Origin of the sequence: Candidatus Hydrogenosomobacter endosymbioticus (assembly GCF_021654655.1) — a bacterium.
Taxonomy (GTDB): Bacteria; Pseudomonadota; Alphaproteobacteria; order Holosporales; family GW7; genus Hydrogenosomobacter; species Hydrogenosomobacter endosymbioticus.
Genome location: NZ_AP025225.1, coordinates 68815 through 91861 on the forward strand (window position 1 = coordinate 68815; position 23047 = coordinate 91861).

The following is a 23047-nucleotide window of genomic DNA, read 5'->3' on the forward strand; positions in this document are numbered from 1 at the left end:
TATTTAGTTAATAGATTCTAGTTTATTTTGGCTAGATTTTACATTAACTGGGATTGGTGCAGCATTAACCATTATTTTGCTAAAATTTTCGGAATATTCATCTGCGAAGCGCTCGGCAACTTCAAATACGAGCTCATCATGGATTTGTAGGACTATGTTGCACAAAAGAGACCTTTTTGTTATCTCTTCGTGTATATCAACCATCGCTCGCTTAATTATGTCGGCGCAGCTGCCCTGTAGAGGAGCATTTATGGCTTGTCTTTCAGCCGCTGACCGCAAGGTGTGTTTATTGCTTAGTATGTTTGGTATAGAACATTTTCTTCCGAATATAGTGGAAACGAAGCCATAAGCTCTTGCATGTTCTTTCATTTTATCCATATAGTCGACAATTCCTGGATATTTTTCGAAGTAAAGAGCTATATATTTGCTTGCCTCGGATTGGGGGACCTTTAATTGTTTCGAAAGTCCGAAAGCACTCATACCATAAATTATTCCAAAGTTGATTATTTTTGCCTTTCTGGTCATCTCTTCCATAGTCATTCCGGAATTATTTCCGAATACTTCTATAGCGGTTTGTTCGTGAATATTTTTTCCATCTTCAAACGCGTGTTTCAATTCTTTTATATCCCCTATATATGCCAGAAGACGTAATTCAATTTGAGAATAATCGATGCTCAGAAGAATGTTTCCCTTTTCTGCAATAAACGCATTTCTGATTTTTTTGCCGTAAGCGGTTTTTATAGGAATATTTTGTAAATTTGGGGAATGTGACGACAACCTTCCTGTCGATGTTTCTGCCATAGAGTACGTTGTGTGTACTCGTCCCGATTTATCTGACTCTCTGATGAGCGCATCGATGTATGTGCTTACCAACTTTGATAGCTGTCTCCATTCGAGAATTTTATCTGCAAGTTTAAAGCCTTTATTTGCAAATTCTTCCAGGATATCAACAGAAGTTTTGAAGGCGCCTGTTTTGTTTTTTTTATTGCTGTGCCATCCGAGACGGTTGAACAAAATATTGCTCAGTTGCTTTGGGGAAGCTATGTTGAAACGTTCTCCTGCCGCTAGATATATTTCATTTTCTAGTTCTGATATGTTTGTAGAAAATTCGTCCCCAATTTGTCTGAGAGCTGAAACATCAACCTTTATTCCGTGCATTTCCATGTTAACAAGAACGTTTACCAGTGGCCTTTCCAATAGTTCATAGACTGATGAGAGAGAGCCCTGCGTTATTTTGATTTGAAGAGAGTGGTAGGCGCGCAGTATTTGATCTGCTTCTCGTATTTTATGTATTCGCGTATCTTCAAATATCAGTTCGTTTTCGATTTTGGTTTTTTTGCTCTCTCCGAGCTCTCTTTCTGCTATATCCTCAAGTGAATGGTTGCTGCGTCCCCCAAGAATGACGTATGACATGAGCATTATATCTTCGAACGATTTGAGTTTAATATTGCAAGTTTTGGAGAGAGCTTTTATTAAAGATTTTGCGTCGTGCGTTACTTTTATAATGCTGTCGTTTTCGAATAAATTTCTCAATAGGGTAAGCGAGCAATCGTTGTTTTGTGCTGTTAAATGCCACGAGTCTCCTTGATCTGTATAGATATAAAGTTCATAAGGAGCGTCGGCGTGATAAGAATAGCTAACTGCGCAAAGTTTAGAGGATTGTGTTTTTTTAACCAAAGAGAGAGCGTCGTTTTTATAGTATGGTTCGTCTATAGAAATGGCGCTAATTTTTTGATTTACGTTTGCGTGGTTTATTTTCTGTTCGTCCCTAAAAATTTTGTTATTAAGAGAGTTAAAGCCATATTTTTGCAAAAAATTAGAAAGAGCTGTGCTTGTCGGGTCTTGATAGCGTAGTAGCTCTATAAAATTGTTGTTCGGCAGCGGGGTGTCATAGCGTAAGGTTGCGAGAGTTTTAGACATTCGAGCTAAGCTTTCATTTGATCGTATGAGGGCGCCTTTTTTTGTAGATGATACGAGGTCTATTCGTTTAAACAACGAGTCAAGCGACCCAAACTCTTGTATTAATTTAGTAGCTGTCTTTGGCCCTATGCCAGGTACTCCAGGAATGTTGTCCGATGGGTCTCCTGATAGCGCTTGCACGTCTACTATTTTGTCTGGCGCGACGCCCCATTTTTCGATTACTTCCTGATTTGATATGGTCTTGCTTTTTATGGGGTCGTAAATAAGAGTGTTTTCATCGACCAGCTGCATAAGGTCTTTGTCTGATGATACTATTTCCACCATATATCCTAGCGAGACAATTTTTCGCGCATACGTGGCGATTACATCGTCTGCTTCAAATTTTGGGGAGCATAGAGTTGGTATTTTGAAGGCTTCGCATGCTTCTTTTACTATGTCAAATTGTGATATTAATTCTTTGGGTTTTTCAGTTCTATTCTGTTTGTACATTGGGAATATACTGCTTCTAAATGTTGGTACTGGCGAATCAAATACAACGGCCCAATGTGTAGGCTTCTTTGTTTCGCGCAGTCTGAGAATCATGTTGCAAAAGCCAAAAACGGCTCCAATCTGAGTTCCTTTGTGTGAAAGTGGAGGCAGTGCGTAAAAAGCTCTGTATATAAATCCTGATCCGTCTATTAAAATGAGTGTTTTATTCATTTTTTATTGCTGCATCCGCTACTATTTTGTATATAAAGTTCCATTGAACTAACTCTTTTTTCTTTCTATTTTTGAGGTACTCGACTATTATTGCGTTTTTTTCTTCTATTGGAAGATCCTCGTTTATAACTTGCGACATATCTCCTATAAAAAAGCGCAAGGTTTTTAGTGGTATTTGTCCATACTCAAGAAGTGGTTCTATGCATACGTTGAGAAGGAAATTCTCTTTATGGTTTTTTTCTAGATATTCGACGACATTCCTAACAACGGTTTCTATTTCTTTTGTGAGTTCGAATTCGCAGTCGTTTCGTTCTTTTTTCAATTTTTTTATTATTTCAGAAAAAAATAATTTTATAGTCTTTTTTTTCTCTATTATTTCATTAATTTGTGGAGCAGAGCTTTTAGTTAAGCAATGTTTGGTTATATCTTCTATTATTGGGGTGAGTATTTTCAAAGAAGCTGTTCCGCCGAATATTGGTGAAGGGGCCGATTTGGCTGCGCCTATTTTTGAGGTGGCAGAAGAGGTGATTTTGTGTCCATTCTGCAGATCGGTTTCAATAGTTTCCTCATGATTTCTGTGATGGAGAGCGAAGCGTGTGGACAGAGAATACATTGGAAAACAACACGTCAGTTCGGTAAAAAGCAAACATCGAAACAGATACATAAAAGTTATAAAGGTCTATATGGCTGTATGGATGCTAAACCAAAGTTATGTTGAAAGCAATTGCTCAGAAGCTACCATAGTTTTGTATGTGGTGTGTTGTTTAGGGAGCTGTGCGATCTGTCTGTAACTTATGATTTTTTGGAACCGAGCGGTAAAAAATCCGAAATGTTTTTAAAGTGCCTGTAACCCATAGTTTTGACTGTTAGCGACGCGTCAGCCTTTACATAGCGCTGGCTCTATCTGAACGCTGCTGTCGTATTGCTTTATTTAGCTTAATTTTCCGTGGCAATGTTTATACCTGAGGCCGGATCCGCATGGGCATGGGGCATTTCTAGACCCTGGAGCCTGAAAGTTGCTTGCCATTTTATGAGAAACACTTTCGCCAGGTCCTATAGATTTTGGTTGTTTGTCGTGTGTTTTTGGTTTCTTCCTATCGGTGCCAGAGACATTAGTTCCAGATACCGCTGTTTCTTCCGAATTTTTTGGCGAAGGTTTTTTTCTGATAGTTTTTTTTCTTGGTGTTTTTTCATCATCCAAAACATTGTTTTTTTGGGTTGTAGCTGAAACCGCTATGTTTTTCTGCTTCTTTTTTCTTGTTTCTGCTGATGGCGGAGTTTCAGAGCTTGAAGCTTCTTTTTCTTTCGTTTTGCTCGCTTTCTTTTTCTTTGGCGCAGGGTCTAAATTTTCTGTTTCGCTGTTGTTGTTATAAACCATGCTGCTGGACAATTCATTAACGAGAGCGCCTGCTTCTTCAGGGTGATCGTATATGAAGCTGTCAAACTCTCCGTCATCGTCTCTGAGCAAATCGCTGGCCACCTCAGAGGAGTGCGAGTTCTGCGGGTAGAAGTTGAACAAAAACGCAAGAACAGTCTCTCTCCATTTTGCAATCATAGTGTTGAACATGGTAAACGCTTCTTGTTTGTAAACGTTCAACGGGTCTTTTTGTCCATAAGACTGAAGGTGAATGCCGTTGTATAGATATTCCAGAAGGTTTAGGTGCTCCTTCCATACAGAGTCTAGAGTGCGGAGAATAATAGCCCTTTGAATATACCCAACGTGTTCTTCTCCGATCAATTTCTCCTGCTGTCCAAGTCTCTCCATAACCCTCTCTTCCAGAATTTCTTGAAGGAACTGAGGAGTTAAAGCTTCATGCGAGAGAATATCTTGCATAGAAACTTCTATATTAAATATTCTGTTCATTCCCTCATTTAGCTTTTCAATATCCCAGTTATCTGGCAGCGACTTTTCGTCTGTATGCAAGTTTATCAGAGAGGCGATAGTATCTATGGCCATTTGGCGCACTTCGGCCCCCATGTCAGGGCTCGACATAAGGTCCAAGCGTTTTTTATAAACGGCGGAGCGCTGCTGGTTTGGAATGCTGGAGTATTTTAGCAGGTGTTTTCTTATATCAAAGTTATGCGCTTCTACGCGCTGTTGAGCTTTTTCTATAGATTTAGATATCCACGGATGTTGTATTGGTTCTCCATTCTCAAGGTCCATTTTTTGAAACCATCTGTCCAACATAGAGATGCTAGGACCAAAAATTCTCATAAGGTCATCCTCTAGGCTGATGAAAAACTTTGATGCTCCTGGGTCGCCCTGTCTTCCTGATCGGCCGCGCAACTGATTGTCTATTCGTCTGCTTTCGTGACGTTCGGTTCCTATAACAAAAAGCCCGCCTGCGTTTTTAGCGCGCACAGAGTCCTGCAAAACCTGGCTTCTGACTTCTTTCGAAATTTTTTCTCTAATTTCTTCGTCTTCTATCCCGCGAACTGACTGAGCGATTAGCATATCCACATTACCGCCCAGCTTTATATCTGTGCCTCGGCCAGCCATGTTAGTCGCTATGGTTACGCTTCCCGGTATGCCAGCGTTCGCTATTATTTCTGCTTCCTGCTCATGATGTCGCGCGTTTAATACATTGTGCTTTATTCCTGCTTTCGTGAGCGCATTAGAGAATATCTCTGACTTTTCTATACTTATCGTTCCAACAAGAACAGGTTGCCCACGCTTTTGGCAGTCTCCAACTACAGCAACCACAACTCCTAGTTTTTCTGCAAACGTTCGGAATATTTCATCGTCCATGTCGTTTCTTATCATTGGTTTGTTTGTTGGTATCGCGATAACCTGAAGTTTATACATTTCGCTAAATTCATGAGATTCAGTGAGAGCTGTGCCGGTCATTCCTGCAAGCTTTTTATACATGGTGAAAAAATTTTGAAATGTGATAGAGGCGAGCGTTTGATTCTCAGACTCAACTTTTAGTCCTTCCTTCGCTTCCAGAGCCTGATGGAGTCCATCCGAATACCTGCGATCAGGAAGCGCTCGTCCAGTGAACTCGTCTATTATTAGTATTTTCTTTTTCTTTCCAACTGTCGCGACTATATAGTCTACGTCTTTATGGAACATGATATTTGCTTTAAGTGCCTGATTGATATGGTGGATAAGGATAGTATTTTGTGTCTGATATAGATGGCTTCCGCTCATAAGTCCTGCATCATTAACAAGTTTTTCTATATGTTCATGGCCCTTGTCTGTAAGCACAACAGACTTTGATTTTTCTTCTTTTTCATAGTCTTCTGGCAATATTTCTTGCATTAGCTTGTTTACAGTAATATACAAATCTGAAGAGTCGTCGGAAGCTCCAGATATGATGAGAGGGGTTCTCGCTTCGTCTATAAGTATGCTGTCTACTTCGTCTACTATGGCATAGTTCAGTTCTCTTTGGCACATTTCATCCAGCTCGAATTTCATATTATCTCGCAAATAATCAAAACCAAATTCGTTATTTGTGCCATAGGTTATATCGCAAGCATACTGTTCTTTGCGGTCAAAATCTGCTAGCCCATTTACAATACATCCTACTGATAGTCCAAGAAATTTGTATATTCTTCCCATTTCACGAGAATCTCGTCTTGCAAGGTAGTCGTTTACGGTGACAACGTGGGCTCCTTTTCCGGATAAAGCGTTTAAATAGATTGGAAGTGTAGCTACGAGAGTTTTTCCCTCTCCTGTTTTCATTTCTGCTATCATTCCTCTGTGTAAAACGATGCCACCTTTCAGCTGCACGTCAAAATGGCGCATTCTAAGTGTACGCTTTGATGCTTCTCGTACGACTGCGAAGGCTTCTACTAAAATGTCATCAAGAGTCTCTCCGTTTGCTAGTCTTTGTTTGAACTCATCTGTTTTTGCGCGTAATTTTTCATCTGAAAGCTTTTCCATCGCTGGTTCGAGCTTGTTTATCTTCTTTACATACGAATCAAGTTTTCTAACTATTTTTTCATTCCTGGAGAAACGAGCCGCTATCTTGCCAAGTACAGATAATTGCATTTTACAGTAAATATTGTGACGGAAATCGTATACCTATTATGTCATATAAATCGCTTAAAAACCAATGACGTTAAAGAGAGAGTTTTTGATTAACGTGTTAGGTTATATGCGCTAGGTTATGCGCAAAAAATCGAAAAGAGCTTTTTTAGCTTATTAAGCTGTTATTGACCGCGTTCATGATATGTAGTTTATTTATGTGGAGGCAGGACTAGGAGACGCAGGTGTGCGAGATACGCTCTCTTTGTGAAGACATGCGAAGAGCATGCCCTGATATTATGGTTGTTGGAGCTACTGGAAATGTTGGGCGGTGCGTGGTTCAGATTTTGCTTGAAAAAAACGTTCCTAAAGAGAAGATTCACCTGATCGCTTCAGATTTGTCTCACGGTAGGCGCATCACAGTATTAGGAAAAGAATTTATTGTTCATGGAGTTGGTAATACAGACTTATTCTGCAAAAGCGGAATTTTTATGTTTGCAACAGAGTCTGACGTGTCAAAAAGTATCATAGAAAAAGCGCTATCTAGCGGCGATTCGGAAGGGGCGAGACAATTTTTTCTGGATTCTAGTTCGGAATACAGAATGCGGGATGATGTTATGCTGGCGCTAGCGCCTATAAATGGAAGGCTCATTACTCTAGCGCAAAAAATATACTCCCATGCGAATTGCATAGCTTCTCCGCTTTCTCTTGTGTTAAACCCTCTTGCGCAGATCGGGATAAAGAATGTGTTTTTATCTACGTATCAATCTGTTTCTGGAGCTGGAAAGGAAGCAATGGATGAGCTTTTTGAAAATGCTAGGGCTGAATTAGACGAAAAATCCTATGAATCGAAACAGTTTTCGCGCCCAATAGCGTTCAACGTTATCCCTCAGATAGGAAGCGTTGGAGCGGATGGCGAGACTGGTGAGGAAAATAAAATCCGAACGGAAGTCAGAAAAATTTTAGCAAATGATATAGAGATCAACGCTGCGTCTGTGCGCGTTCCTGTTGCTGTTGGACATTCGTTTTCTGCTTGGATAAAATTTTCTGAAAAAGTAAGTAAGAGTGAGATAATTTCATTACTTTCTAGCGCGCCGTTTGTTAATGTCACGTCTTCGGATGGAAATTCTTTCTTGACCCCAAAGGAAGTTGTTGGAACAGACGAAGTGCATGTTGGAAGAATTTTCTCTTCTTCTTATAAGAGCGTTCGAGAAAAGGCTGGCTCTGTTTTCCATTTTTGGTCTAGCTCGGATAATTTGCGCAGAGGGGCGGCAACAGATATATGTGAGACTGCTATCACCTTAATAGGGGCTATGACGTCTCCGAGATAAATCGCATTTATTAGACGCAATAGATATGGAAATATTAAGTAAAAATTAGCAAATTTTACAAATTTATATGATGAAGGCACTTATGACTAGATAAAATAAAAACTACGATATCGTATAAATCAAATCATATTATGTTGAAATTGAGAAAAATGGTTTTAAGCAGATCTTTAGACCTACTTTTTTGAGCATAGATAGGTTTCTATTGTGAGAGCGCTGACTTTGCGCATTATGGTTGATTGGAAAATTTGGTAAATTTTGAAGCAATTAATTAATTTTATCAATTTTTGTTATCGATATTGTAATGTTTTAGCTTAGGGTGTATTATGTCTTTAAGGTTAATAAAAAATTGGACACATAAAATGAACATATTTAAAATTCTCGCACTAGCAGTTTTTGCCATTGGTGGAAGTGCGTCTGCAGGTTGGTTAACAGAATACCAAAAGAATGAGCTAAAAAATATGCTTTTTAATAATTATAAGAGAACTGACGTAAATACAGACGGTAATATAGCGGGGATTATCGCAATGATAGACTCTTTAAAGCCGAAAGATGAAAATATGATAAATTATCAAGATTTGCAAATTAAGATTCTACAAAAACCTTCATGTTTTGACGAAAGTTATTTAAGCTATAACTGTAAGAATATTGTGAATTTTTTAAATAAAACGTTTCTTGACAACAAAGAAGAGATTTTAGCCAAAGTGCAAGAAGAAAAGAAAGCAGAGGATCGTATTTCAGCTATGCATATAGTATTTGATATGGGGAGAATAATGAGTTTGTCTCAATTGTATGGCAATGAAGAGAATAACAAAACATGCTGTGGGTATTATGATCCGAAAGAAGCGGCCTATAATATATCTGGATTTGTTGGAATTAGAAGCGAAGAGCGTTTGTCAAGATTTATGTCTGATGTGGAAAATACATTTAATATTGCAAATTATCTCATTGATCAAAGAAAGTTCCAAATATCTGAAGATGAAATTGCGGTTGAAATATATGAGCTTTACAAGAAACACTTTTCCCCTATAGAGTGCGAAGTGAAAAACAGCATGGAAGAAGAGCTTAAGCGGTTGAATAATAAAATTTTTTTCGATCTATCTGAGACAGAAATATTTGATAAAGGATTCATTAGTTGTCTTTTAGAGTCTAAAAAAAATAAATTTAAATTTTTGAAATCTGCGCAAAATGAACAATTTCAATAATATTTAGTTTTTGTGCGTCGATTGAAAGCAGGCCCTTCTTGGGCCTGCTTTTTTTGAAAAATTACAAATCATTGGATTAATCGGATTATATTTTTTTAAAAGCAATCGAAAGAAGTATCTTACAAGAATCGGTAACGTTAGCTGGCATCGCATGGATAATATTCGAAGCATTGGATATACTGTTAGGAGTTGCACCGCGTACAGTTGTATATAAAATGGGTGATTTTTGGGGTTCTGGCCTTTCTTTGATAAGGAATTTTGCGATAATAGCGCACATCGACCATGGAAAGTCGACTCTTGCTGATAGACTTTTGGATGAATGCAATGCTATTGATGCTAGGCAGAAAAAAGACCAAATTTTGGACAGCATGGATATAGAACGTGAGCGCGGAATTACGATAAAGGCGCAGACAGTGTGCCTTTCATATACCGCTAGCGATGGGCGTACATATAAGCTAAACCTTATGGATACTCCTGGGCATGTCGACTTTTCGTATGAGGTGAGCAGGTCTATTGCTGCGTGTGAAGGGTCTTTGCTTATAGTGGATGCTAGCCAGGGGATCGAGGCGCAAACTCTTGCTAATGCGTATCAGGCGATAGCCAGCGACCATGTAATAATACCGATCCTCAACAAAATAGACCTTCCATCCGCTGCTCCGGATGTAGTGAAAAAGCAAATAAGCGATGTTATAGGAATAGATAGCTCTGATGCAATAGAAGTATCTGCAAAAACTGGTCACGGTGTGCGCGATGTGCTTGAAGCCGTCGTGAAGCTGCTTCCCCCGCCCAGCGGAAACATCAATGCACCTTTTAAGGCTCTTCTCATCGACAGTTGGTATGATCCATATTTCGGAGTCATAGTTCTTGCGCGTATCAAGGATGGAGCCGTGAAAGCAGGTATGAAAATACGTATGGTGTCGACCAGATCTGTATACTCTGTCGATCAAGTTGGAGTGTTCACACCATTTAAAAAGAAAGTAGACGAGCTTTCTAGCGGAGATATTGGCTATATTATCGCGAACATAAAGCAGGTTGGGGAATGCAGGGTTGGGGACACGATAACCGCAGAATCGAACGCTGATATCACACCTCTTCCTGGGTTCCGCCCCTCTATCCCTGTTGTTTTTTGCAGCATCTTTGCGACAGACACCAACGATTTCGGCAAATTGCGCGAAGGTATAGCAAAATTACAGCTGAACGACGCTAGCTTCTCGTTTGAGATGGAATCGTCTGCGTCGCTTGGATTCGGTTTTAGGTGTGGATTTTTGGGGCTGCTGCATCTAGAGATTATACAAGAGCGTCTTGAGCGCGAGTTTGGCCTAGATCTTATAACTACAGCTCCCACGGTTGTATACAAAGTTCATATGCGCGACGGAGCTGAGATCGATCTGCATAATCCCGCAGATATGCCAGACCAATCGAAGATCGAGAGCATACACGAGCCGTGGATTCAGGCTACGATATTCGTTCCGGATGAATATGTCGGTCCTGTGATAGAGCTTTTGTCCTGCGAACGTCGCGGAGTGCAGAAGTCATTTGTATACACGGGAAATGCCCGTGCGATGCTTGTCTATAGACTTCCGCTTAACGAAATAGTGTTCGATTTTTACGATTGTCTCAAGTCCATAAGTCGAGGGTATGCGAGTTTCGATTATGCTATGGACGGCTATGAAGAAGGCGACCTTGTGAAACTTAGTATACTGCTGAATGGAGAGCCTGTGGAGGCGCTGTCGTCAATTGTTCACAAAAGCAGGGCAGAGAGCAGGGGGCGCACGGTGTGTGAGAAGCTGAAAGGCCTGATCCCGCGGCAAATGTTTCCAATCGCGATACAAGCTGCGATCGGCGGCAAGATAATTGCGCGCGAGACTATATCTGCTCTTCGAAAGAATGTGACTGCAAAATGTTACGGCGGCGACATCACGAGAAAACGCAAACTTCTCGAAAAACAGAAAGAGGGTAAAAAGCGGATGAAGCAATTCGGCGACGTCAGCGTCCCTAAGTCTGCATTTATCGCCGTCCTTAAAATGGGTGATGAAAAGAAATAGTCTGCTCGCTATTACCCGCGCTATTACAGTAAGAATTTCATCTTGATAATAGACCGATAATATCTCGAAAAAACAAATATTTACAATCGCAATACAATGCGGTATGCTCCGATTTTGGGTGGTTTTACAAAAGGAGTAACCCTATGATTAAGCAAGTTTTGTTGATGTGTGCCTTGGCTGCATGCGCGTGCTCTAGCGATTCGTTTGCTGGGAAGTATAAACCCATGTTGGAGATGTATAAAAGAGATCTGTCGAGGAATTGGGCAGGGGTTGAAGATTGGAAAGAAGTTAGAGATGAGTGGGACTCTATTCCTCCTAACTATGGCGTAGTAGATATGGTTAGGCGTAACTTGATGGTGCAGAGAATGCATACTAGTGCTAATGCAAATAATAACGCACCAATACATAAATGTTACGTTGAAAATCTTAAAGATAATATGGAATCAGACCTTAGAGAACTGGAAAAAAGAGAAAAAACTCTGGCGAACGCGCATATAATCATGCAAAAAGATTTTGCCGCTAAGTCAAAAGAGGCGCTGGCTGATTTAGAAAATAGTATTCAGAAAGCAAAATCTTTACAAGAAGCTGAAAAACAGAGTAAGGAAAAAGACAAAAAGGAAGAGAGTAAAGAAGAAGCTCCGAAAAAAGCGTCAACTGAATTATTCGATTACTTAAGCGGTCTACAAACTCAGGCTTCTAATTTCAGTAATTTGGCTTCCAATGGAGCTTACAAAGCCCAGGACGTGTTCAAAGAGCTAAATAGAGCACATAATAATTATTTAAGATTTGAAAAAGAAGGGCAAGTTATTTTTGAAGAAATAAACAAAAAAACTTCTGAAAATATGAAGTTTTATGAAGAAGTAGAAAGTTATGCTAAGAAAATAGAGGAATTAGAGAAAATAGCAAAAGAAGACGCCGACCCGAATGAAAAAGAGACGGCGACTAAAGCTATAAAAGAATTTGATGAAAAAGCACAGATTAATAACGCAGCTATATTCAAGCATTGGGAAGATTTTGATAGTTTGTCTGAGAAATGCGGTCTGTAGTATTATAATATTATAACGAATTCATATATTTATACTAATGATGCCACCTGCACAGAAATGTTGCGGGTGGTTTTTTATTTTTAGGCCTTAGGCGATAATGTGGGGGCCTCCGTTTTGTTGCCTATTTCGGAATTGGAGGTGAAGATTAATGGGTTTCGGTTTATCTCTCGCTATTTTTGAATTCCTCCGCATTTTCATGGGCCCGTTTTTTGTTTTTTGATAAATAATTGCTTTTTTTTAATAATTTAAACAAAATATAAATAAAATTTTAATAAAGCATGCAAGAAATATGATAGTATACTGTAGGGTTTTATAAAAGGAGGACCTATATGTTTAAACAGACTTTATTTGCGTGCGCTTTGGTTGCGTGCTCAAGCGGGGCGTTCGCCGGAAAAGATATAGAAAGCATCATGGAAGAGATAGATAATGGCCAGAAACAATTAGTTGTAAAGCAGGCCGATTTCGTGCAACTGATGGCAAAGATACAGAACGAAGGCCAAAATGATAACTATCGGGCTTTAATGAACGGTCTTTTAAAAGAAATAAATGAAATATATTTCGGTATTGCAAGAAAAACCAAAATTGTAGAAGATTATAAAAATGGTAAACTAGATGATAGCGATTTAAATGACTAATTTTTTGCGCATTTATAAAAACGCAAAAACATGAATCATTTGTTATGTTTATACCTTTGTTCAATGTGGCGAGAGGCTGTTTCGCCACATTGCCACATGTCTATCTGTTTATTGTTACTTTGTTTCGCATTACTTTGTCTTATCTTTTCTTATTTTGCTCCAGCGCCACCATGGAAGCCTCTCCCCTGTGTTTGATTCGTGTATGATTGCTGCAAACACGTCCCATACGCACGGGTCCTGTTTTTCTTTCTTTATTATTTGAAGCTTTTCATAAAGATAGTCTGGGTTTTGTTCTCTTAACTGTTTGACAGTTGTTATTCCTAGAAGCTGAAGGTCTTTTAACACAGCTTTTCCGACGTTTTTTAGCTTTAAAAGCTCGTGTGTCATTATAAGATTTGTCACTTCTAACTAGTTGACTAATACCACTATAATTTCTCAAACGCAATTTAGTTTAGAAAATCGGTTACAGCACTGTGCGTAAGCAAGAGAAATAGGAATATTTCGTAAAGAATGGCGTTGCAAAAGATGGGAGGAGATAGTATTATCTCTGATGTTATAGTTTTTTAGAACCCGTTGTACGGGGTGTTTTATTCGTGAGGGTGTGTATGACTAGTTTGAGGACGGGGCTTATTGCTGAGAAGGTTGGTATGAGCGCTCTGTTTACAAAGGAGGGGGCCAGGGTCCCAGTTACTTTGCTCAATGTGTCTGGGTGTAGTGTTGTTTGTCACAGAAATGTTAACGGTGTTGTTGCGTTGCAGGTTGGTTTTTCTGGTTGCAGGGATTCTGGGAGAAATTTTTCTAAGGGGCTTCTTGGACATTTTGCTAAGAATGGCGTGCGTGCTCGGAGGAAGTTAGTTGAATTTCGGGTTGATGAGGACAATTTAATTCCTGTTGGTGCAGAACTTTTAGCTGGGCATTTTAAGGTCGGTGATTTTGTGGATGTTTCTGCAAATACCATAGGTAAGGGGTTTGCGGGAGCTATGAAAAGGCATGGGTTTGGCGGGTTGCGTGCGAGCCATGGTGTTTCTGTTTCTCATAGGAGCCACGGGTCTACCGGTAATAGAAAGTCTCCTGCGAAAGTGTTTAAAAACAAGAAAATGGCTGGTCATATGGGATGTAACAGGGTTACCATCCAAAATTTGCCCGTTGTTTTTGTGGACGAGGGAAACGGGTTGATAGGCGTTAAGGGAGCTGTTCCGGGGCATGATGGTGCTTTTGTTGTTGTTCGTGACGCGGTCAAGCGTAGTGGAGACAGTGCTGGGCGAGAGTTTCCTGGTAGGTTTGTTGTGCGTGGTGATACGGCGAGTGTTTTAGGCTAGTTTTGATGTGTGGAAGCTGATATGGAAGTTGTTATAAAAAAGTTTTTGTCTGGAGAGGACGTTGGGCGTGTTGATTTGCGTACGGAGATATTCGAGGCGCAGAGTAGGCCGGATATAGTGTATAGGGTAATAGAGTGGCAGCTTGCTAAGCGGCGTTCGGGGACTCACAGCTCTAAGGGAGTTAGCGATGTTTCTGGAACAGGTAGGAAACCTTGGAGACAGAAGGGGACTGGCCGTGCTAGGCAGGGTAGTTTGAGGTCGCCTCAGTTTCGCGGGGGGGCTGTGATTTTTGGTCCTGTTGTGCGTTCGCATGGGTTTTCGCTGCAGAAAAAAGTACGTAACTTGGGCTTGAAAGTTGCTCTTTCGGACAAGCTTGCGAAAGGGGCCATTACGTTCGTGGAAGATGTGATTTCTGACTCTATTAAAACAAAGGATTTCATAAGCGGGATTAAGATGCATGGGGTTGCGTCTGAAAAGCCTTCTGTTTTGATTGTTGGTGGCGCGGTTATCGATACTAATGTTGTGCGTGCTATTTCTAATGTATATGGAGTTGATGTATTGCCGCAGCAGGGTATAAATGTATACGATATTGTGAGACACAGTCATTTGATTTTGTCTCGATCTGCATTGGAGTATTTAGAAAAACGGTTGTTAAAATAGTATGATTCATAAGTATGTAAATAGAGATAGAAAGCGTTCGAGCTCATTAGAGAGACTGTTTTCTATTATGAGGTCTCCTATCGTGACGGAGAAGTCCAATTTGCGCGGATCTGATGGTGAGTATTTTTTCGAGGTGGCTATGGACGCTAATAAGATAGAGATAAAGCGCGCTGTCGAGAAGGTTTTTTCTGTTAAGGTGAAGTCGGTCAACACGTGCGTTTCCTATGCTAAAGTGAAGCGGTTTCGCGGGAGAATAGGGCATAGGTCTGGCGTCAAAAAGGCGATGGTTAAGTTGATCGAGGGGCGGATAGAGCTTGATGTTCCGGCCTCTTCGTAGTTTATAGCGTGATGATTGGGGAAAAAATATGGCGTTGATAGCACATAATCCGACTACTTCTTCTAGAAGGGGGCTTGTTACTGTTGATAGGTCTGGTTTATGGAAGGGAGGCCCTTGCAAGAAGTTATGCGTCGGTTTGAAGAAGACTGGCGGGAGAAGCAGAAGCAGCGGTCGTCTTACGGCTCGTCATCGAGGCGGTGGGCATAAGCGGATATACAGAATTGTAGATTTTAAAAGAAGGTTTTTTGACGTTCCTGCTGTGGTTGAGAGGATTGAGTACGATCCGTCTAGAAGTGCCTTTATAGCTCTTATAAAGTATGAGAGCGGAGAGGTGAGTTATATACTCGCTCCGCAGAAAGTTGTGCCTGGAGACAAAGTTGTTTCTGGCGAGGATGTTCCTGTTAAAGATGGAAATGCGATGGTTCTTAGGAATATTCCTGTTGGAACTGTTGTTCATAATGTAGAGCTCAAAAAGGGGAAGGGGGGCCAGATGGCGAGGTCTGCTGGAACCTCTGTTCAGGTTGTTGGGCATGATGGCGGGTATGCGTTGCTTAGGCTTCCGTCTGGAGAAGTGAGAAAGGTAAGCGATGAGTGCATGGCTACTGTTGGAGTTTTGTCTAACGAGGATAATAAAAATAGGAGCCTGGCAAAGGCAGGAAGGTCTCGTTGGATTGGAAGGCGCCCTCATGTTCGCGGTGTCGCGATGAACCCTGTAGATCATCCTCTTGGCGGCGGTGAAGGTAAGACTTCTGGTGGTAGACATCCTGTTTCTCCTCAGGGACAGTGTGCTAAGGGATTGAAAACCAGGTCCAAGAAGAAGACGTCTGGGAAGTTGATAGTGCGGAAGAGGAAATAGTAGATACTGGGTTGAGGTGTGATTTTTGAATCGTTGTTATGTGGTTGTTTTTTATGCGCGCGTGCGCGTTAGTTTTGTGAGGGAAGAAGGGTGGCTAGGTCTGTTTGGAAAGGTCCTTTTGTGGACGAGTGTTTATTGAAGAAAGTGGAGATGCTCAAGAAATCTGGGAGGAACGATCAGATAAAAACTTGGTCGCGTAGGTCTTCTGTTTTGCCGCAATTTGTTGGCTGTACGTTTCAGGTCCATAACGGTAGGAAATTTATACCGGTATTCGTTACAGAGAACATGATCGGGCACAAGCTTGGTGAATTTGCTCCTACGCGTACTTTTCATGGACATTCTTCTGACAGTAAGTCTGGTAAGAAGGGTGGAAAGTAAAGGTGTTGTGAAAGGTAGAGCGATGTGGTACCATTACTTTTAGTCGCTGATTGTTGTTTGTTTATTTATTTGTTTACAGTAGAGGGTTTGTATGTTGGGCTATTCGTCGTCTGATTTTGTTGAGGCAAAACTTAGGATGCTTCGCATTAGCAGTCAGAAGTTGAATTTGGTTGCTAAGGAGCTGCGGGGGCTTGCCGTGGTGGATGCTTTGGGTGTTCTTTCTGGAATGAGGAAGCGCGTGTCTCTGGATGTGAAGAAGTTGTTGTTATCTGCGGTTGCTAATGCAGAGAATAACTTTGGCATGGATGTTGACAGATTGCGTGTTGTGGAGGCTTCGGTTGGGAGGAATGCCTTGATGAAGAGGTTGGATATCAGAGGTAGAAGCAGGGCTGGACGGAGAAGAAAAGAATTTAGTCAAATGCGCATAGTTTTGGTTCAGGAGAAAGACTGATGGGACAAAAAGCAAATCCTATAGGGCTTCGGCTTGGTATAAATAGAACGTGGGATTCGTTGTGGTTTTCTAAAAGAGATTACGCGAGGCTTGTTAAGGAAGATATAGATATAAGAAAGAGTTTGATGTCTAAGCTTTCTGGAGCTGGGGTTGCTAGGATATTAATAGAGCGGTCGGACAAAAGGCCTCACGTTACTGTTTTTGCTTCTAAACCAGGTGTTGTTATTGGGAAGAAGGGGGCTGGCATAGAAGCGTTGTTGGCTGGTATGAAGAAGGATGTTGGTCTCGATTGTACTTTTAATATAGTGGAAGTTCGTAAGCCGGAGTTGTATGCTCAGATAGTGGCGGACGATATAGCCTCTCAGATCAAGAGAAGAGTTTTTTATAAAAGGGCGATGAAGAAGGCTGTTCAGTCTGCTCTTAAGACTGGAGCGAGCGGGATAAGGGTTAATTGTTCAGGTAGGCTTGGCGGTGCAGAGATCGCTAGGTGCGAGTGGTATCGGGAGGGCCGGGTTCCGTTGCATACGTTTCGTTCTGATGTTGATTATGGGTATAGTATGGCTGAGACGTCGTATGGTGCGTGTGGGGTTAAGGTTTGGATATATCGAGGGGATGTTTTAGGGAAAAATGTCGCGTTGTCTGAGAGAGATCTTGGCGGGATTGCTGGTAAAAAGTAGAATGTGTTGTGAGGTGGTTGTGATATGTTAGCTCCGAGAAAAACTAAGTATAGGAAGGCGTTTAAGGGCAGGATCCATGGCGTTACTTCTAGAGGGGATTGTTTATGTTTCGGGTCATTTGGACTTAAGGCTCTTTCTCCTGACAGAATAACTCAGAGGCAAATTGAGGCCGCTCGTCGAGCCATAACCAGGTATATGAAGCGTATGGGGCGGGTGTGGATAAGAATTTTCCCTGATCTTCCGGTTACTTCTAAACCAGCAGAGGTGAGGATGGGAAGCGGTAAGGGTAGCGTTGATAGGTGGGTCTGCAGGGTTCATCCTGGGAGAATATTGTTTGAGATTGACGGGGTTTCTGAGGAAGACGCAGAAAGAGCATTGTTACTTGGTGCGGCTAAGTTGCCTGTATATACTCGTATAGTTAGCAGAGAAATGCGTGAGGGAAGTTGACTATGGATATGAAGGAAATAAGGAAGCTATCTGTTGTCTCTATTAAAGAGAGGGTGGTTGATATTAGAAGGGCTATATTTAATATAAACTGTCAGAGGAAGATGGATGCTCAATCTGAGGCTGCTAAGAGGCTGAAGTTTTTGCGCAAGGATATTGCTCGTCTGAAGACCGAGCTGTCTTCCCGTAGGTTAGCGAGAAGTTAAGCGTGTTGGTTTTGGTATTTATGGAGATGTTTTATGCCTCGTAGAGTTCTTTCAGGGCGCGTTGTGAGTTGCAAAATGCAGAAGACCGCTGTGGTTCAGGTAAGAAAGTCGTTTAAACACTGTTTATATAAAAAGGTGTTGTTTCGGACCAAGAGGTACGCCGTTCATGATCCAGAGTCTTTATGCTCTGTTGGGGATTTGGTGAGCATTATAGAGAGTCGGCCACATTCTAAGACGAAGGCTTGGGAGTTGAGCAGCATAACAGAAAAGGGCGGATAATTTTTACGTTACGACGTGTTATTTTCCATTGATTTTGTTGTAAGGTGTTGTTTATTTGGTTTTTTTTGGGTCTTGTGGTGTTGGTTTGCATTTCTATGTCTTTTACGGTTTGTTGTTTTTTATGGTTTGGAGTGGCAGATATTTGTGGCGATGGTGTTTAGATAGACGCAGTTTTGGTATGGGTTTGCGCTCGATCTGAGTCCGGATTTCTGATTTTTGGTGTTTAGAGTTTTTTGTAAAAATTATATTTCTGGGATGTTAGGATATGAGGGAATTTGTCTCCGATTAGTGGAGAGGGTTTTGATGTGGTTCTGATACTCGATGCCAGGGTGTGTCATCTATGAGGTGGGTTTGGATTAGTTGATCGTGTTTTGAATTTTAAAAAATTTCTGACAGTAGTTTCTGTTTTTTTTGAATTAGAAAAACTCGGTTTATTGCCTGTCTATGTTTGACAGCTTTGTATAATTATGTAATTTCTTTAAAAGCTTCTGAGAGTGGTAGGTGGTTGTTGGTTTGTATCTTCTTCTATCAGAAGTGAACAGTTGATGGCGTTATGCAATAGCATCAACGGCCAACGAGGGTAAATTTTAGTGCGGGGGGGGTGTTTTTTTCAAACAACTCTCCTCTTCTTCATCTGTGTTATGTGCGTCATAGAGAGCATAACGCTTAGTGGAGAGAGCAGCTCTATAGAGCAGGCATCGTAAAATGACTCCGGTTTCGGGTGTAGGGCAGCCTCGCCTTATTTTTCAGCGACTTCGCATAAAACAACGATCTTAGCCCCGCCCGCTCGGCTAAATTTACAATAAATGGCTAAACATAAAAAAACAAAAGAGCAGAACTATTATAGAACCAGTACCACAACCGTCACAGAACCATTGCCGCTATCAGCACGAGAACAGCATTCATCGTTAGCGCATAACTCTATTATACAAAAAGCACAAAAACAGCCATAAGCACAGAACCATTGCCGCTATCAGCACGAGAACAGCATACAGAACCATTCCAACACATTCCTGCTACTGCTTTGGTTTCTTTGCTCCATATTTAGAGCGGCCCCTTTTTCTGTCTTTTACGCCTTGAGCATCTAGTGGACCTCGAAGGATATGGTAACGAACTCCAGGCAAGTCCTTGACGCGTCCACCTCTCAGCAACACAACAGAATGCTCCTGCAAATTATGTCCCTCACCAGGAATATACCCCGTAACCTCATATCCGTTCGACAGCCTAACACGAGCAACTTTACGTAACGCAGAGTTAGGTTTCTTCGGGGTCATAGTCATAACCCTGGTGCAGACGCCTCTTTTTTGAGGGCTGCCTTGAAGGGCTGGGGCCTTTTTCCTGTAAACTCTTGGAGACCGCGCTCCTCTCATTAGCTGATTAATAGTAGGCACAACTTTCTCCCTTTACAAATAACATCCCACACCACACTCAAAAAACACTGCAACAACAAAAACAAAAAAACAGCAACAAGAATACACAGTCTACCTCTTCGAAAACTGAGGTTTTCTCCTCGCGCCACGCAAACCATACTTCTTACGCTCAACCCTGCGAGAGTCGCGCGTCAACAAACCAACAGACTTAAGAGCGGGCCGCAAAGACGGCTCTAACAACTGCAGCGCAACACTAATGCCATGACGCACAGCGCCAGCTTGACCAGAAAGCCCGCTTCCCCTAACGGTGCACCAAACGTCATATTTCCCTTCCCGGTCTGTTTGCTGAAAAGGCCTATGTATATGGAAACGCAAAGCTTCCCTTCCAAAATACTCAAAGTCTCTTTTCCCGTTCACCATGAAGCTGCCGCGTCCAGGTTTAACCCAAACTCTGGCAACAGCGGATTTCCGCTTACCAGTAGCATACATGCGACCTCTAGAATCCGCGACAGCAGGAACTCTCTCGGAAACATGCTTTCCATCAAGCGAATTTTTTAACAAAGAAGAAAACTCTATATCCACAAACCCCTCCAAACAACACAATAAAGTGGCAAAAAGACACCACCAAGCAAGAAGCTAACAATAACTAAACGCCGCTATCCCTCCTGCAATTCTTCACATTCATAGAAGACACGTCAAGAGCCACTGGACGCTGGGCCTCGTGTTTATGCTCAGGACCTGCATAGACCTTAAGCCCAAGCATCTGTTTTCTGCCAAGCGGCCCGCGAGTAATCATACGTTCAACGGCCTTATATATAACTCGTTCTGGGAATTCGCCGCCAAGCAAATCCTTCATAGATCGCTCTTTAATGCCGCCAGGAAATCCCGTATGCCAATAAAACTTCTTATCGACCATTTTATTATTGCCGCTCAAAAACACCTTGCTTGCATTAATGACTATGACGTTGTCTCCGCAGTCCATGTGAGGGCAATACGTTGGTTTATGCTTTCCGCGAAGCCGACATGATACAATGGCTGCAAGACGCCCTAAAACAAGGCCAGACGCATCTATAACGCACCAATCTTTTCTAATATCACCAGCCTTCAAACTAAACGTCTTCACAACGCACCCTCCGAAACAAAAACCACATACAACTGCCTTGCACAATTCTTCTAAAAACTGCAATCAAAGTCAAGTCTTAAATGTACAAAGTCATGAGTAAGAGGCTGCTGGAATATGCCTGGAGGCGATCGATTTAAGTTATAGGTTTTTTAATGAGAAGTCAGATAGGATTCATTCAGTTGATGATAGTATGAGGATTTTTCTATGAATGCAACTCTATTTTCGAGATGCGCGGCCATGACTCTGCGATTATTAATGGCCGCGGCATCATCGTACTTTTTGTTCATAGAAAGTGCGCTCGCGGCGGCAGAAGGTGATTTCATTACTGTTGGAGAGAGGTATACCATTGTTCTCGGGGACCAAAGCTTGATAACAAAATCTATACTAATTCCAGCTTATCCAGTGGAACAACAGTTTAAGCTTCGAGCCCATTATAATGTTTTAGCTAGCAGCGACTCAGCAGAGACTCCTACGTATAACGAGATCATAGACGATGAGTTAGATCGAGCGTCCAATTTAATATTCTCAAGTGTTCATACAACATCTACAACTACTAACGGATACAAATATGAAACAAATGGTCGAATTCCAAATTTTTTTGATATAAATGTAAAGGTTTATGGAAATAGAACAGATTCTACTGGCGCTAAAGATGACAAGATAACAATTGAAACAACTTTCACAGCTCTGCGGGATTTGACTAACATAAAAATAGGACATTTTTATAATTTTGACAGCGATGATGTTAGTGGTGTGAGCAAGACGCACAGAGAGTCCGAAAATCACAATTTCATATGTTCACATAGAGGGTTTAGCTCAGCAAGTGGAGCGTCGCATTACGGAGCGGCTGGGATCTACGTTCGGCCGTCTTCTTCGTCGCTATACAAGACGTTTGCTGGATACGAGGTATATAAGCAAGATTTCTCTGTGAGCGATATCGATATAGGAACCGCAACAACAGATACGGGTGATTATCTATCGTGCGCTTGCATTCTCGGCCCAGACTCGGATCCAGCAACAAAAACTGCAACGTCATTTTCATTAAACTCTGGGCAAAGCGCCACGATTAGCGTGGATATGTACTCTGCGCCAGCTGGATTCGGATCTAGTGTTTCTGCGGTGGATGATGTTGGAGATCACTTAATGGGATATACTCCTCCACCAACGCCGACCCCAACGCCAACGCCGTCATCCTATTTATCTATTAAACAAGCGATAAAGCTTTGGTTCGATATTCTGAAATCATCACATTGTCCAACAACAAGCGCAACTGCAACAAGCATATGGCGTCAGGTACACACAAGAGCCGCTAATCATAAAAAGCTTAGGATAGACGAAAACTTCTTTTTATTGAAAAACAAATTAAAACCATTGTCGCAAAATAATTTTGTGATGACAAAGTCAAAGAAAAACAAGGTTAAAAAACCTCTTGCTTTTGTTAAGAAGAAAAAATTGTTGAAAAATTTTGAGGTTGTGGAAATGTGAAAAAACGTTGGAAAACGTATCGTTAAATTCGCGAAAACATCGTTAAAAATCTTTTTTATCAATTACTTATCAAAAATATGAAAAAATTGATCTTAATTTCAAGGCATGCTATAAAATATTCCAGCCTATAAAAATATTAAAAACAGGGAGGAGGCATGAAAAATTTTTGCATGGATAGCGTTATGTTGTTTGACAGGTTGCATAGACTATTTCTTGCATCGATAAAAAAAGAGCTCAGTGCGCGAAATATATCAGACATAACTCCGCTTCAAGCGATAATCTTATATTATATTAACAAAAAAACTGTAAAAATATCAGAAATTTCAAGTAATAAATTTTATCTAGGGTCAAATGTTTCATATAACGTTCGAAAAATGCTAAATAATGGATATATTAAGGGACGATGTGCTGAAGAGGACAGGAGAGTAGTTCACGTCGCGCTCTCTCAAAAAGGAGAAAAATTCAAAAAGCAGATGGATGAAATAATGGAAAATTATGCAAGTATGTTTGAAAAAAATGGACTAGGTGGCGATATAATGAAAGACATAGCCTCGTACGCCGACACTATGGAATGGGTGTTGAGTAAGCGGGGCGTGTGGTGAAGCGCTGTGTTT

General features: G+C 41.2%; 24 protein-coding genes. 17 read left to right on the forward strand and 7 right to left on the reverse strand.

Going from position 1 to position 23047, the window contains the following annotated elements:
- Positions 1–3: 3 nt before the first annotated feature.
- The 3 genes from polA to secA form a co-directional block, all read right to left on the reverse strand.
- Complete coding sequence (gene polA / locus HYD_RS00330) at positions 4–2619, reverse strand: DNA polymerase I (RefSeq protein ID WP_236865181.1); 2616 nt, start codon at positions 2617–2619, stop codon at positions 4–6.
- Complete coding sequence (locus HYD_RS00335) at positions 2612–3232, reverse strand: hypothetical protein (RefSeq protein ID WP_236865183.1); 621 nt, start codon at positions 3230–3232, stop codon at positions 2612–2614. The genes polA and HYD_RS00335 overlap by 8 nt, the downstream gene beginning before the upstream one ends.
- Positions 3233–3550: 318 nt before the next feature.
- Complete coding sequence (gene secA / locus HYD_RS00340; RefSeq protein ID WP_236865185.1) at positions 3551–6613, reverse strand: preprotein translocase subunit SecA; 3063 nt, start codon at positions 6611–6613, stop codon at positions 3551–3553.
- Between the two features lie 221 nt (positions 6614–6834).
- Between secA and HYD_RS00345 the strand changes: the two genes are divergently transcribed.
- The 5 genes from HYD_RS00345 (at position 6835) to HYD_RS00365 (ending at position 12848) form a co-directional block, all read left to right on the forward strand.
- On the forward strand, positions 6835–7920 hold the full coding sequence (locus HYD_RS00345; RefSeq protein WP_236865187.1) for an aspartate-semialdehyde dehydrogenase: 1086 nt from the start codon (positions 6835–6837) through the stop codon (positions 7918–7920).
- 323 nt (positions 7921–8243) lie between these two features.
- Positions 8244–9122, forward strand: coding sequence for a hypothetical protein (locus HYD_RS00350; RefSeq protein ID WP_236865189.1), 879 nt, complete (start codon positions 8244–8246; stop codon positions 9120–9122).
- A 215-nt stretch (positions 9123–9337) separates the two neighbouring features.
- Positions 9338–11167, forward strand: a complete 1830-nt coding sequence (lepA, locus tag HYD_RS00355) for a translation elongation factor 4 (RefSeq protein WP_236865190.1) — start codon at positions 9338–9340, stop codon at positions 11165–11167.
- 143 nt (positions 11168–11310) lie between these two features.
- Positions 11311–12213: a hypothetical protein gene (locus HYD_RS00360; RefSeq protein ID WP_236865191.1), complete on the forward strand. Its 903-nt coding sequence runs from the start codon at positions 11311–11313 to the stop codon at positions 12211–12213.
- 329 nt (positions 12214–12542) lie between these two features.
- Positions 12543–12848: a hypothetical protein gene (locus HYD_RS00365; RefSeq protein ID WP_236865192.1), complete on the forward strand. Its 306-nt coding sequence runs from the start codon at positions 12543–12545 to the stop codon at positions 12846–12848.
- 129 nt (positions 12849–12977) lie between these two features.
- Here HYD_RS00365 and HYD_RS00370 read toward each other — a convergent pair whose 3' ends face one another.
- Complete coding sequence (locus HYD_RS00370) at positions 12978–13235, reverse strand: helix-hairpin-helix domain-containing protein (RefSeq protein ID WP_236865193.1); 258 nt, start codon at positions 13233–13235, stop codon at positions 12978–12980.
- A gap of 227 nt (positions 13236–13462) precedes the next feature.
- On the opposite strand from HYD_RS00370, the gene rplC reads away from it, so the two are divergent.
- The 10 genes from rplC (at position 13463) to rpsQ (ending at position 18455) form a co-directional block, all read left to right on the forward strand.
- Positions 13463–14167: a 50S ribosomal protein L3 gene (gene rplC, locus HYD_RS00375; RefSeq protein WP_419469460.1), complete on the forward strand. Its 705-nt coding sequence runs from the start codon at positions 13463–13465 to the stop codon at positions 14165–14167.
- Between the two features lie 21 nt (positions 14168–14188).
- A complete protein-coding gene (gene rplD / locus HYD_RS00380; protein WP_236865195.1) occupies positions 14189–14827 on the forward strand; it encodes a 50S ribosomal protein L4 in 639 nt (212 codons plus the stop codon).
- Between the two features lies 1 nt (position 14828).
- Positions 14829–15164, forward strand: coding sequence for a 50S ribosomal protein L23 (gene rplW / locus HYD_RS00385; RefSeq protein ID WP_236865197.1), 336 nt, complete (start codon positions 14829–14831; stop codon positions 15162–15164).
- Between the two features lie 28 nt (positions 15165–15192).
- The gene (gene rplB / locus HYD_RS00390) at positions 15193–16020 is read left to right on the forward strand and encodes a 50S ribosomal protein L2 (protein WP_236865199.1); all 828 of its coding nucleotides are present in this window, start codon (positions 15193–15195) and stop codon (positions 16018–16020) included.
- A gap of 90 nt (positions 16021–16110) precedes the next feature.
- On the forward strand, positions 16111–16398 hold the full coding sequence (gene rpsS, locus HYD_RS00395) for a 30S ribosomal protein S19 (RefSeq protein WP_236865206.1): 288 nt from the start codon (positions 16111–16113) through the stop codon (positions 16396–16398).
- Positions 16399–16489: 91 nt separating this feature from the next.
- Positions 16490–16849 (forward strand): large ribosomal subunit protein uL22, encoded by a 360-nt coding sequence (locus tag HYD_RS00400; RefSeq protein WP_236865208.1) that lies wholly within the window; start codon positions 16490–16492, stop codon positions 16847–16849.
- On the forward strand, positions 16849–17526 hold the full coding sequence (gene rpsC, locus HYD_RS00405; protein ID WP_236865210.1) for a 30S ribosomal protein S3: 678 nt from the start codon (positions 16849–16851) through the stop codon (positions 17524–17526). Before HYD_RS00400 ends, rpsC begins: the two co-directional genes overlap by 1 nt.
- Positions 17527–17550: 24 nt before the next feature.
- Positions 17551–17973 (forward strand): 50S ribosomal protein L16, encoded by a 423-nt coding sequence (rplP, locus tag HYD_RS00410; protein ID WP_236865212.1) that lies wholly within the window; start codon positions 17551–17553, stop codon positions 17971–17973.
- Positions 17974–17975: 2 nt separating this feature from the next.
- Positions 17976–18176, forward strand: coding sequence for a 50S ribosomal protein L29 (gene rpmC, locus HYD_RS00415; RefSeq protein WP_236865214.1), 201 nt, complete (start codon positions 17976–17978; stop codon positions 18174–18176).
- A gap of 33 nt (positions 18177–18209) precedes the next feature.
- Positions 18210–18455: a 30S ribosomal protein S17 gene (gene rpsQ, locus HYD_RS00420; RefSeq protein WP_236865216.1), complete on the forward strand. Its 246-nt coding sequence runs from the start codon at positions 18210–18212 to the stop codon at positions 18453–18455.
- 1016 nt (positions 18456–19471) lie between these two features.
- Here rpsQ and rpsL read toward each other — a convergent pair.
- From rpsL to rplM, 3 genes are all read right to left on the reverse strand, one after another.
- Positions 19472–19846, reverse strand: a complete 375-nt coding sequence (gene rpsL / locus HYD_RS00425) for a 30S ribosomal protein S12 (RefSeq protein WP_236865218.1) — start codon at positions 19844–19846, stop codon at positions 19472–19474.
- A gap of 90 nt (positions 19847–19936) precedes the next feature.
- Positions 19937–20407, reverse strand: coding sequence for a 30S ribosomal protein S9 (rpsI, locus tag HYD_RS00430; RefSeq protein WP_419469450.1), 471 nt, complete (start codon positions 20405–20407; stop codon positions 19937–19939).
- A gap of 64 nt (positions 20408–20471) precedes the next feature.
- Positions 20472–20948: a 50S ribosomal protein L13 gene (gene rplM, locus HYD_RS00435; protein ID WP_236865220.1), complete on the reverse strand. Its 477-nt coding sequence runs from the start codon at positions 20946–20948 to the stop codon at positions 20472–20474.
- Between the two features lie 204 nt (positions 20949–21152).
- Here rplM and HYD_RS00440 point away from each other — a divergent pair, with 204 nt between their 5' ends.
- Together HYD_RS00440 and HYD_RS00445 are read left to right on the forward strand one after the other, a co-directional pair.
- Positions 21153–22433 carry a hypothetical protein gene (locus tag HYD_RS00440; RefSeq protein WP_236865221.1) on the forward strand — a complete coding sequence of 427 codons (1281 nt, stop codon included), beginning with the start codon at positions 21153–21155 and terminating at the stop codon, positions 22431–22433.
- 155 nt (positions 22434–22588) lie between these two features.
- A complete protein-coding gene (locus HYD_RS00445) occupies positions 22589–23035 on the forward strand; it encodes a MarR family winged helix-turn-helix transcriptional regulator (protein WP_236865223.1) in 447 nt (148 codons plus the stop codon).
- Positions 23036–23047: the final 12 nt, after the last annotated feature.